General features: G+C 55.5%; 11 protein-coding genes. 4 read left to right on the top strand and 7 right to left on the bottom strand.

The window, feature by feature from the left end; genetic code table 11:
* Window positions 1-7: 7 nt before the first annotated feature.
* A complete protein-coding gene (locus KP707_RS00645) occupies window positions 8-1,024 on the bottom strand; it encodes a 1-aminocyclopropane-1-carboxylate deaminase (protein WP_211506901.1) in 1,017 nt (338 codons plus the stop codon).
* A 141-nt stretch (window positions 1,025-1,165) separates the two neighbouring features.
* Here KP707_RS00645 and KP707_RS00640 point away from each other — a divergent pair, with 141 nt between their 5' ends.
* Window positions 1,166-1,642, top strand: a complete 477-nt coding sequence (locus KP707_RS00640; RefSeq protein WP_211501855.1) for an Lrp/AsnC family transcriptional regulator — start codon at window positions 1,166-1,168, stop codon at window positions 1,640-1,642.
* A gap of 99 nt (window positions 1,643-1,741) precedes the next feature.
* Window positions 1,742-2,920 carry a nucleoside hydrolase gene (locus tag KP707_RS00635; RefSeq protein ID WP_211501854.1) on the top strand — a complete coding sequence of 393 codons (1,179 nt, stop codon included), beginning with the start codon at window positions 1,742-1,744 and terminating at the stop codon, window positions 2,918-2,920.
* A 40-nt stretch (window positions 2,921-2,960) separates the two neighbouring features.
* Here the strand turns inward: KP707_RS00635 and KP707_RS00630 are convergent, their stop codons facing one another.
* From KP707_RS00630 to KP707_RS00620, 3 genes are all read right to left on the bottom strand, one after another.
* The gene (locus KP707_RS00630; RefSeq protein ID WP_211501853.1) at window positions 2,961-3,887 is read right to left on the bottom strand and encodes a lysophospholipid acyltransferase family protein; all 927 of its coding nucleotides are present in this window, start codon (window positions 3,885-3,887) and stop codon (window positions 2,961-2,963) included.
* Window positions 3,888-4,106: 219 nt separating this feature from the next.
* Window positions 4,107-5,162 carry an adenosine deaminase gene (gene add / locus KP707_RS00625; RefSeq protein ID WP_211501852.1) on the bottom strand — a complete coding sequence of 352 codons (1,056 nt, stop codon included), beginning with the start codon at window positions 5,160-5,162 and terminating at the stop codon, window positions 4,107-4,109.
* A gap of 81 nt (window positions 5,163-5,243) precedes the next feature.
* Window positions 5,244-5,645, bottom strand: a complete 402-nt coding sequence (locus KP707_RS00620; protein WP_249202708.1) for an MliC family protein — start codon at window positions 5,643-5,645, stop codon at window positions 5,244-5,246.
* Window positions 5,646-5,761: 116 nt separating this feature from the next.
* On the opposite strand from KP707_RS00620, the gene KP707_RS00615 reads away from it, so the two are divergent.
* Window positions 5,762-6,355 (top strand): DUF4339 domain-containing protein, encoded by a 594-nt coding sequence (locus KP707_RS00615; protein ID WP_064273616.1) that lies wholly within the window; start codon window positions 5,762-5,764, stop codon window positions 6,353-6,355.
* A gap of 9 nt (window positions 6,356-6,364) precedes the next feature.
* Here the strand turns inward: KP707_RS00615 and KP707_RS17105 are convergent, their stop codons facing one another.
* Window positions 6,365-7,396 (bottom strand): glycosyltransferase, encoded by a 1,032-nt coding sequence (locus KP707_RS17105; RefSeq protein ID WP_211501851.1) that lies wholly within the window; start codon window positions 7,394-7,396, stop codon window positions 6,365-6,367.
* A gap of 12 nt (window positions 7,397-7,408) precedes the next feature.
* Window positions 7,409-7,942, bottom strand: coding sequence for a hypothetical protein (locus tag KP707_RS00605; protein WP_211495857.1), 534 nt, complete (start codon window positions 7,940-7,942; stop codon window positions 7,409-7,411).
* Between the two features lie 145 nt (window positions 7,943-8,087).
* On the opposite strand from KP707_RS00605, the gene KP707_RS00600 reads away from it, so the two are divergent.
* Window positions 8,088-10,787 (top strand): pitrilysin family protein, encoded by a 2,700-nt coding sequence (locus KP707_RS00600; RefSeq protein ID WP_211501850.1) that lies wholly within the window; start codon window positions 8,088-8,090, stop codon window positions 10,785-10,787.
* Window positions 10,788-10,832: 45 nt separating this feature from the next.
* Here the strand turns inward: KP707_RS00600 and KP707_RS00595 are convergent, their stop codons facing one another.
* Window positions 10,833-11,162: a hypothetical protein gene (locus KP707_RS00595; RefSeq protein ID WP_211501849.1), complete on the bottom strand. Its 330-nt coding sequence runs from the start codon at window positions 11,160-11,162 to the stop codon at window positions 10,833-10,835.
* Window positions 11,163-11,187 lie beyond the last annotated feature (25 nt).

Here is an 11,187-nt window from a genome sequence, read left to right as displayed (position 1 = left end):
GGCTGCATCAGCCGTTGCGGTAATAGTAGCTATAGCCGTTCAGGGCCGGTGCGCCGCCCAGATGAACATACAGAACCTTGGACCCATCCGGGAAATATCCCTTCTTCGTCAGATCAATCAGGCCCTGCATGGATTTCCCTTCATAGACAGGGTCCGTCATCATGGCTTCCGTGCGCGCAGCCAGACGGATGGCTTCGTTCGTTTCTTCGGAAGGAACGCCGTAAGCGGGATAGGCGTAGTCCTCGAGGATAACGATCTCATCGTCCCGCACTGTCCAACCAAGCTCTACCAGCTCGGCTGTGCGGTCCACGATCTCCCGCACCTGCTCGCGCGTCTGCTCCGGCGTTCCGGAGGCATCAATGCCAATGACCCGATCTGCACGGCCCTGCGCTGCAAACCCGACGATCATTCCCGCCTGCGTCGAGCCCGTTACAACGCAAACGATAATATAATCGAACGTGAAGCCAAGTTCTTTTTCCTGCTCCGCAACTTCTTCCGCAAAAGCAGCGTAACCAACGCCGCCATATTGATGAACGGATGCACCAGCCGGAATGGCATAGGGCTTTCCGCCAGCATCCTTCACGGACTGGATGGCATCTTCCCAGCTCTGACGGATACCGATGTCAAAACCATCTTCCACAATGCGGGACTCAGCTCCCATGAGGCGTGTCATGAGGATATTGCCCACACGATCATAAACGGCGTCATAATGCGGGACCCATTTCTCCTGCACGACGACGCATTTCATACCCAGCTTGGCCGCTGTCGCTGCGACCATGCGCGTATGATTGGATTGCACACCGCCGATGGAGACCAGCGTATCTGCACCAGAGGCCAAAATATCCGGAACAATATATTCCAGCTTGCGGAGCTTGTTGCCGCCCATCGCCATGCCCGAATTGCAGTCTTCACGCTTGGCATAGATCTGCACTTTGCCACCTAGGGCTTCGCTCAGACGTGGAAGATGCTCAATAGCCGTTTTTCCAAAAGTCAGCGGATAGCGCTCAAATTTCTCAAGGTTCACAGACAGCCTCCCAAGGTGTTCACACCCGAAAGCAGTAGTGAAATATTCTTCGAAGGTGCTTTCTAATTCAGAAAATAATTTCTGTATTTTAGTCTTAAAATAGAATTTTAATGGATGTTTCTCTTATCTTTTGAGGAAATAATGAAAGATTCCATCACACCAGATCTGGACGCAATCGACCGGAACATTCTTCGCCTTCTGCAAGGCAACGGGCGCATGTCCAATGCCGAACTGGCCGAGCGTGTGAACGTGAGCGCCGCGACATGTCATCGGCGCACCCAGAGATTGTTTCAGGACGGTTATATCCGTGGCGTTCGCGCCGAGATTGATCCCGTCAAAGTCGGGCTGGGAACGATCGCTCTGGTGGGCGTCGTGCTAGACCGATCCACTCCCGAGAGCTTCGCAGAACTGGAAGAGGCTGTGAAAACCATGCCCATGGTGCTGGACTGTCATCTGGTCGCGGGCGATTTCGATTATCTGCTGAAGATCCGTGTGGAAGACATGGCGGATTTCAATCGGCTTCACGCAGAAAAGCTCATTGCCTTTCCGGGAGTGCGACAGGCACGGACGTTTTTTGTCATCAAGGAAGTCAAGGACAGCGGGCCACTCGCGTTCTAGAATTGCGTTCGCATGGAACGCCCTGTTGCCTCTGTGCAATGATTTCCTTTGCGGTATTGTCACGTCCTTGCCTGCCATCAGCTATGGAACCCTCTGCCCATGCCCCTTCACCCCACCGTCCCGAAGCCGGAACGTTTTAGCAAGACGCGAAAGGCCCTGCGCCGTACGCTGGCGCTTGGACTGGTCGCTGGCGGCCTGCTGGCAGCCTCCGCGCAGGCGAAAGCTGACCCCCGCCTTGTCATTTTTGACGATGACGGCTTCAGCATCGCCCAGTGGATGATCATCAAGGCTCCCAACGTCCGCGTGCTTGGCATCACGACTGTCACGGGTGACGTCTGGCAGAAAGAAGCGACGAATGACGCACTCCGTGGCGTGGAAGTGGCAGGCCGGGCAGACATTCCCGTTGTTCCGGGCGCCACCTACCCGTTCCTGAACTCGGAAAAGCTGACGGACCGCTGGGAAGCCCTTTACGGAAAGCTGATCTGGAAAGGGGTGTGGATGAAAAAATGGGTCGAAAAGACCGAGCAGCCCCTTCCCTACTATCATGGCCCGGATGTTGTTCCGGACCTGCCATATGGCAATCCGGTCAAGAAGCCGGAAACCGAGCGCGCAGCTGACTTCCTCATTCGGATGGTCCATCAATACCCAGGACAGGTCAGCATCATTGCAACGGGTCCGATGACCAACATCGCACTGGCCCAAACACTTGATCCGGAATTTGCGAGCCTTGCAAAAGAACTCGTTTACATGGGCGGTGGCCTGAACCCGCGCCAGACACGGCCCGGCGTTGTGGCCCACCAGTTCGCGCGGGAATTTCTGAACAGCCCCCGTCGTGAATTCAATTTCCGTCTGGACCCGGAAAGCGCAAGTGCGGCCCTTCGCGCACCATGGAAGCACATCGTGATGGTTCCGGCCGATCCTTCAACGGATACCGAACTGACGCCAGAATTCCTGAAGAAGCTGGAAGCCACAGGCACGCCCGTCGGGCATGTCATGAAATGGCATCTAAGCGGCTTCCCACTCTGGGATGAAATTGCAGCATCCGTCTGGCTGGACCCGAGCATCATCACGGAAAAGCAGGATCTGTTCGTGGATGTAAACAGCCAGTTTGGCCCCGGCTATGGAGACGTTGTCTCCTGGACGCCGGGCTACGAGCCAGGTCTGGGCGAGCGCAAGAACGAAGTTGTCCTGCGCATCAATGTTCCGAAACTTGAAAAGCAGATCCTTGATCTGATTGGCAGCCCACAAGCTCCTGTCAGCGGACATCCTCTCCCCTGAAACACAAAAGCCCCGCTGCCATCCGGCCGCGGGGCTTTTTTCAGATGGCGGGAAGAGCGACCTGCTCTTTGGGCCAGCGGCGATGAAGCCAAAGCCATGCTCCCGGCCTTTCGCGGATCCACCGTTCCAGCGTCTCGTTCATGGCGATGCAAATTGACCGGATATCCGCATGACGATCGCCCGTTCGTTCAGCCTGAAGCGGGGCTTCACACACCATACGGAACCGACCGTTCCCCAGTCGCACGATATGGACGGGTATGATGGGCAGATTAAAGCGCAAGGCCAATTGCGCCACCGCTGGCGCCGTCATGGCATCTCGTCCCAGAAACGGAATGGCGAGCCCGTCGTTCATTTTCTGATCCACCAGAAACCCCAGTGAGCCACCGCTCTGCAGATGCGTTAAGGCCTGTCGGGCACCCTTGGGGCCTTTGGGAAACATGGTTCCTGTCGGGCCGAGAGCTTTCTGTCGCATTGTCTGCGTCACAAGATCGATGACCGGATTGGACGAGGCCCGATAAAAACCTGCAACTGGCATACCCAGACTGGTTGCGATGGGCAGAATGAGCTCCCAGTTCCCCAGATGCCCTGAGAAAAACAAAGCCTGTGAGCCGTTCGCTTTCAGGGCATCGATATGCTCTTCACCCTCGATCTCCCATCCCGGTCCCATTTCCGTACGGGTAAAGGATGCAAGATGGGGGAGTTCTGTCACGTTCCGCCCCAGGTTCGTCCATACATCCCGGATAATCTGTTGTCGTTCCGGCAAAGATAAATCAGGAAGAGCGAGTTGAAGGTTCCGATCCGCAATGCGGGTTGCCCGGAGCCTCATCCCGACATTCCGCATCAACCAGCCGCCCGCTGTCGAGGCGTATTGCGGCCCCACACTGCGCAGGAGGCCAATGACGCTCCATAGCGCTGCCGATTGCATATGCTGAGACAGACGGGACAGAACAGGAGCGATTGATGCCATGCGACGATAGTCGCTTTAAAAGAAAGATAATCAATTCTTGTTTTGTATCTAATTAATACCTGAGTTTCTTAATTTATACTTTATTGGTAATTTTTCAGAAATAATAAAACATATCTGAATTTTTTAATAAATAATAATTCCTGATTTTATTTTTAAACTTCCAGATTTATGCCCTGTAGCAAAGAGCATAAATCTCGGGGACGTCGCTGCGCTCCACGTTCAGGATGACATCTCAACCCTATGGTTTCGCGCGAATGTTTCTAGTGCGTTTAAATAAAGCACTCGCTCGTCGTCCGAAATCCAGGCCGCCTGAAAGGCATTTCGGCTAATCTGTATGAGTTCGTGCCGCGTCAGGTCCGCTGCACTTTGAGCCTTGGCGAAACTCTCCGTCATATAGACGCTCTGCATGTAACCCGGGTCGTCGGAATTGATGGTGATTTTCAGTCCCGCTGCCAGCATGTCCCGAATATCCTGACGGGACCGCCCCGGCCTGATGACATCGTTCGGAGACGGGCACAGCGTGAATGTCACGCCTTTGTCCCGAGCCATCGCAATCAGTTCAGGCTTCTCCAGCACATTCAATCCATGATCGAGGCGCTCGCTACCCAGATCCTGAAGAGCCTGCCGGATATGCTCATGCGTATTCTGCTGATCGAGATCACAATGCATGGTCAAGTGAAGGCCCAGCGCTCTTGCCCGGGCGAATGTTTTCGCAAATTTGGCTGGCGGATTACCCTTTTCGTCTGAATCCAGACCCACGCCAATGATGCGGCTCCGACCCGGTCTTTCAAGATAAGGGAGAGCCTGGGTAAAGGTCTCGTCGGCAGAATCCGCACTCATTTCACGTATAAAGCACATGATGAGGTGAGAGCGGATGCCGAAGTCCTTCTCTGCTTCCTCCTGCGCTGCATTGAAGCCCCGGATAACTGTTCCGAATGCTATCCCGCGACGGGTGTGAAGCTGCGGGTCAAAGAACATTTCAGTGTAAAGAACATTCTGCTGCGCGACTTTTTTCAGATAGTCATAGCAGAGGTCATGAAAATCCTGCTCGGTCTGCAGAAGCTCGACGCCCTCGTAATACAGCGTCAGAAAAGAGGGCAGATCATGATAGATGTAACCTTGTCGGATTTCTTCCGCAGAGCTGGACCTGAGAGGATGATTGTTCCGCTCAGCCAGCTTGATTTTCAAGTCCGCTTCCAGCGTTCCTTCCAAATGAACATGAAGTTCAGCCTTGGGGAGCTTTTCAAGAAATTCCTGCATGCAGACAACGGACATGACCTGCGTTCCTTATCAGTCGTGATAAGCCCGCATCATGCATGTTTGCTGGAAAATTGAAACGATACCGACATGATATCTTTATTTTGAAACGGCATGGCACGTTACAAGTGCTTTGTCGTCCATCTCACTGGAAAAGAACGCGTCGTTTCCTTTGTTCCACCAGACATACTGTGCCGCAGCATATTTGGCGCCATCCGCAGCAATTACGTTTGAAAACACCTGCGTGTGCCCTTCAATTGGCAGGACAGCCAAGCTGACGGCATCTGCATTGATATATTGAACCGCAACGCGTTTCTGCGGCAAGCGCGAGAGAAGCTCCTTGGCCGCATCACCGTTTCCCTGACAGGTATAAAGCACTGTCTGGCGGTCAACTGTTGTGGGAGAAGCGAGTTTGATCTGAAAGTTAGTGGCCTTTGATGCAAAAGCCGGATTTATCCCCAGACAAAGAACAGCCATTAAACCAAACGAATATTTTCTCATCACTTGACCCTTCCCAGCAGTTTGAAGCCTTCAGTATTGCCTGAGACATCTCTTTCAGTCAGATTGAGCCGCCATTCTGTCAGCATGATGACAACTGCCCAAACCAAGGACGGACTGTGAGCTGGTTTTACGAAGAACACGGAAGCCGCAAAGGCCCGCTTTCTGAAGATGGTATGCGTGCCCTCATCTCGACCGGCAGTATTGAGCACTCAACTCTGTGCTGGACCGAGGCCTTCGGTGCGGAATGGCATCCGGCAGGCAGTTGCGCGTTCTGGCCGCCGCAGCCCGAAGGGGTCCCGCCTGCTCTGCCCCCCAGCAGGGTCTCGAACCGCTGGGCCTGGCTGAGTATTCTTGGGCCCTTCGTCAGCAGCATGATCGTCAATGTTCTGGCCTGGTTCGGCAACATCCCTGACCGCCAGTCCAGCATCATCGCCGTTCTTCTCAGCTTTGCGATCATCTTCACGTCCATGCTGACAGATCGCCGCGCCCTGATTGCCGCGGGCTTCCGTCCCGGCTCTGCATTCTGGATCCTGATCCCGCCACTCTATTTCTGGCGGCGTATCCAGTTTGTTGGCAAAGGCATGCTACTGTTTTTCCTGTCGCTGCTGGTCTTCCTGTTCCAGTTCGTGCCGTCTTTTTCAGAAAGCTGGCACATCATGCACAACCCGAATGGCCTCTCCAGCTACGTCTCCAAGCACTACGATCTCTGATCGCGATACTCAGCAAAAACGGCGATAGAACTGCTCTGTCTTTAAGGCCTGCTCTTCCAGAACATGGAAGGACAGGTCCCATGTTCTGCCTGGCTGCTGCCTCAGGCGCACAAGCCCAGCGGCAAGTGCGTCGATACAGTCCGGCTTAACCAGACAGTCCGATACATTTTCAAGAATATCCAGAACACCGCCTGCTGCTGTCGCGCAGACCGGTAATCCTGCCGCCATCGCTTCCAGCAGCACCAGACCGAACGGCTCCCGTCTGGAGGGCAGAACAAATCCGTCAAAGGCACAGAACACGTCCGGCACATCTGACCGGTAACCCGCAAAAATGATGCGATCCCTATACTCTGCGCAGACGTTTTCAAGCCGCGCACGTTCTGGGCCGTCCCCAATCAGCACAAGATATGTGTCGGTCGGCAGAGCGGCCTGTCTCCAGGCCTGAAGGAGACAATCAAACCGTTTCTCTTCCACCATTCTTCCAACGGCACAGATCACAAAAGCTTCCGATGGAAGGCGATGCTCCTGCCGGAAGCCTTCCCGAAGCCTGGTACGCTCCGGATGGCAGAGGGCGGAAGGAATGGTCCAGTTTGCAATCACTGCGCTCTGGTTCCGACAGCCTGCTGGCAGGCTGTCCTGTTGCCACCGGGCAATACAGATCAGACCGTCATGTTTTCTATAAGTTCTGGCACGATAAGCATTGTGGAGCGTACCGATGACGGGGGTCTCACCCATCAGTCCCAGAATCTTCAAAACCCCAGCCCGGATCGACGCCTTACCCAGATGAGTATGGATGATATCGAAGGTCTCGTTCCATACCAACGCCGTCAATGTCGGCAGATATCCTGCGCGATAAGCCCTTACGATACGGACTGAGGGTGAAAAGTGATGTGCAATATCTCCGCCTGTTCGAAGATCAGCGGTATGGCGCTCCAGAAGCACCGTCACGTCATGTGTCAGAGCCTGCTGGTTCGCGAGCTCCGCAACGTGACGCTCAGTACCCGCGAATTCCCGCGTTAGAAGACAGTGAAGGATTCTCACTGCCCGTCTCCTTCAGCGAATACTACCGTTCCCGGCCCAGACGCCTTCAATGATAGGGCCTGTCCGCGAAGACATCCGCTGTCGGGGTGGCTGAGGCTGGCAGGCCACAAAATACAGACCGATCACAAACGTCAGCTGAGACAGCGTCATGAGCTGAGACAGAATCCAGCCAATGCCGACCCCGTCCACGCTGCGGAAAAGCTGATAGATGAGGAATGCCATGGCGATCATCCGCATGCTCAGCATCATGGGCCGAAGGGGATTCAGCATGTTTGGCCGGATCATCGGGATCGTTTTTTTCATGCCCAGAAAGAATGCAAGGTTCATGAACCAGATCAGCGATGTATCCACCACCCCGCCCATCGTTGCGCCAAACAGCACAATCGGCAGAAGCAGCGCTGCGCCGTTCAGCATCAGCGAACCGAGCTGAAAGCTCATGCCCAACTGCACAACGGGAAGAACTGACGGCAGTCTGTTTGCGACGGGCTGAAAGAGCCGGTCAATCAGCCAGTCATCAAAGCGGACGATAAAATTGGAAGCGGTCATAGTAGTTTTGTTCTTAGCGGCCTCTGATTGACCGCGTCACATGATTTTTTATTCATCCTTCAGCAATCCTCCCTCGGTAGACAGTATCCCTGACAGTCGATTTACTGCCTGGCAGAACATTTTACCCGTAGGAAGTTAATAACCTATGCCCGGTTTCTCCCGCCTGACCCGTGTGACACTGCTCGCAGCCTCCATGCTGGCCCCGCCTCTCCTGACGGGCGCACATGCTGCCCCTGCGGTGCCTCAGGCTGCCACGGCAGCACCGGCCTCCGTCACCCGTGCCACCTTGCCCAATGGCTTGCGTGTCGTGATTGTGCGGGATACTCTGGCACCCGTCGTACAGACGATGCTCAATTATGAAGTGGGCTCCGTCAACGCACCCAAGGGTTTTCCGGGAACGGCACACGCCCTTGAGCACATGATGTTCAACGGCTCCGAAACACTCTCACGGGACCAGCTTTCCACCATCAGCGCCCAACTCGGCAACAATGATAACGCCGATACGACGTCTGACGTTACGCAATACTATTTCAAGGCCCCTGCTGCGGACCTTGATGTCCTTCTGCGGATCGAAGCCGGTCGTATGCGCGGGCTGAACATCACAGAGAAAGAATGGGCCCATGAAAGAGGCGCCATTGAGCAGGAAGTCTCACGCGACCTGTCGAGCCCCATCTACCGCTATCTCTCTCAGGTGCGTGCCGCACTTTACGCAGGCACACCTTACGAGCATGACGCACTCGGGACGCGTCCCTCTTTCGATGCCACGACTGCCCCGCTGCTGAAGCAGTTCTACAACTCCTGGTATGCTCCCAATAACGCCATCCTCGTCATTACGGGCGATGTGGACCCGCAGGACACCCTGAAGAAAGTTCAGGCAGCCTTTGGCAATATTGCAGCGGCTACACTTCCAGCCCGCGCGGCTGTCACACCCACGCCAGCCAAGGCACAGTCCCTGTCGTTGGATACAGATCTACCGATCGGCCTTGTCACCATGGCCTGGCGGATGCCGGGACAACGTGACCCGAACTATGCTGCCGTAACCCTGCTGGCCGATGCCATTGCCAGCCAGCGCAGTGTCCTGTTCGGTCTGGTGCCGGACGGTAAGGCTCTGGACGCAGGGTTCATGTATGACCCGGATGCTCAGGCTGGCCTCGCTGTCGCCTACGCAGGATTCCCCAAGGGAGCAAACCCGGACGAGCTCCGGCGGACGCTTGCGTCTCTCATGGATGACTTTCGCAAAAACGGAATTCCCGCGGATCTGATCGAAGCCGCCCGTCGCAAAGAGATTGCGTCTCTGGAGTTCAATGCGAACAGCATTTCGGAACTCGCAGAGAACTGGTCCCAGGCTGTCGCCATCCAGCATCTTGAAAGCCCGGATGATATGATCGCGGCCTTCCGGAACGTCACGAAGGCACAGGTGGATGAGCTGGCCAAGACGCTCCTTGATCCACAACACGCCATCAGCGCCACCCTGACGCCGAGTGAAAAGGGCAAAGCCATTGGCGGTAAAGGATTTGGTGGCGCAGAGTCTTTCAACACGCCACCATCAGGCAAAGTCAGCCTCCCAGCATGGGCGGAAGAAGCCCTCGCACGATTGAGCATTCCGGCCGCCGCACCTCTTCCCAAGGCCTATACACTTTCGAATGGTCTGCACCTTCTGGTCCAGCCCGAGCATGTCAGCCATACGGTCGAGCTGATCGGCTCCATCCGGCAGAATGCATCCCTGCAGCAGCCTGCTGGCAAGGAAGGCGTCGCGGGCCTGACATCTGACATGTTCCTGTATGGCAGCACCTCCCATGACCGTCTGGCCCTGGCCAGCGCGCTTGATGACATCTCGGCAGACGAAAGCGCTGGCCCTGGCTTCAGTCTCAGCACACTCACCCAGAATTTCAGCAAAGGTCTGTCCCTGCTGGCAGAGCACGAACTGCACCCTGCCTTCCCGGAAAAGGCCTTCCATGTGACGCAGATGGAAGCCATTCAGGCCCGTGCGGGTGAGCTTCAGTCTCCAACCTACCGCTTTGGCCGTGCCACCCGCCGGGCACTTGTCCCTGCAACTGACCCGACCCTTCGCGAGGCCACTCCAGCTACATTGAGCAAAATTACGCTCGCTGACGTCAAAGCCTATTACACGGCCACATATCGCCCAGACCTGACGACGATTGTGGTTGTCGGGGACATCAGCCCTGAAGATGCTCATGAACAGGTTGAAAAGGCTTTTGGCGGCTGGAAGGCTGAAGGCCCTGCCCCTGTCGTTGATCTGCCGTCCATTCCTCTCAGCAAGGCCTCTCAAGCTGTCGTCGCAGATCCAGGACGGTCACAGGATGACGTGAAACTCGTGGAGACCATTGGCATGAAGGTCACGGACCCTGATCGTCATGCTCTGGCTGTCGGAAACGAAATTCTTGGGGATGGGTTCTCTTCCCGCCTGATGCAGGATCTGCGCGTTCGCACAGGCTATGTGTATGGGGCAGGAAGTGCCTTCAGTTACTCCCGGACCCGCGGCTCCTTCGGCATCAGCTTCGGTGCGGACCCGGACAAAGTGAACAAGGCACGCGCCCTTGCAATCAAGGATGTGCAGGATATGCGCAGCCAGCCTGTCTCTCAGGAAAGTCTGGATCTAGCCAAGGCGTCTCTGCTGCGTCGCCAGCCCATGGCACGCGCCAGCTTTGGCGCTCTGGCTGGCAGCTATCTGGATCTGATTGATCTGGGGTTACCCCTGAATGCGCCAGCAGAAGCAGCTCAGGCGATTTACGACATGACACCTGCTCAGGTGCAGGCCGCGTTCAGCAAGTGGGTTCGCCCGGATGATCTCGCACAGATCGTCCTTGGCCCACAGCCGAAGTAAACGCTCTACTTCAGGCCGGGATATCATTTTCCGGCCTGATCCTTTTCAACGCCAGACCGTCATCAGAACACCGCCTGAGACGATCAGTAGTCCACCAATGCAGACAGGTAAGGTCAGGGTCTGACCAAAAGCAAAATACGCCACGACCTGAGCTGCGATAAAAAACAGTGCGACATACACGCCCATCAATCGCCCGAAGTCCCAGTCGGGAAGATTGACGGTTATTCCGTAAATCAGCAGCACAAGCGCACCGGCTAATATAAAGCCCACTCGTCCCAGACCGGCTGTATGCAGGCCAGTTCGCACGAGGGCATCACCGCCGACCTCCAGAAATGCAGCAATCAGCAACAATGCCATAAGCCAGACGGTTTGCATTTCCTAATATCCTTACAAAAAAGCC

This window comes from Gluconobacter sp. P5E10, assembly GCF_018812145.1.
Taxonomy (GTDB): domain Bacteria; phylum Pseudomonadota; class Alphaproteobacteria; order Acetobacterales; family Acetobacteraceae; genus Gluconobacter; species Gluconobacter cerinus.
The sequence above is the reverse complement of the archived record's forward strand: the minus strand, read 5'-3'. Positions and strand labels throughout refer to the sequence as shown.

Excerpts from the sequence above, each read along its gene's own strand:
- KP707_RS00640 (WP_211501855.1), top strand. The coding sequence starts at position 1,166 with ATGAAAGATTCCATCACACCAGATCTGGACGCAATCGACCGGAACATT.
- KP707_RS00635 (WP_211501854.1), top strand. The coding sequence starts at position 1,742 with ATGCCCCTTCACCCCACCGTCCCGAAGCCGGAACGTTTTAGCAAGACG.
- KP707_RS00630 (WP_211501853.1), bottom strand. The coding sequence starts at position 3,887 with ATGGCATCAATCGCTCCTGTTCTGTCCCGTCTGTCTCAGCATATGCAA.
- add (WP_211501852.1), bottom strand. The coding sequence starts at position 5,162 with ATGTCCGTTGTCTGCATGCAGGAATTTCTTGAAAAGCTCCCCAAGGCT.
- KP707_RS00620 (WP_249202708.1), bottom strand. The coding sequence starts at position 5,645 with ATGAGAAAATATTCGTTTGGTTTAATGGCTGTTCTTTGTCTGGGGATA.
- KP707_RS00605 (WP_211495857.1), bottom strand. The coding sequence starts at position 7,942 with ATGACCGCTTCCAATTTTATCGTCCGCTTTGATGACTGGCTGATTGAC.
- KP707_RS00600 (WP_211501850.1), top strand. The coding sequence starts at position 8,088 with ATGCCCGGTTTCTCCCGCCTGACCCGTGTGACACTGCTCGCAGCCTCC.
- KP707_RS00595 (WP_211501849.1), bottom strand. The coding sequence starts at position 11,162 with ATGCAAACCGTCTGGCTTATGGCATTGTTGCTGATTGCTGCATTTCTG.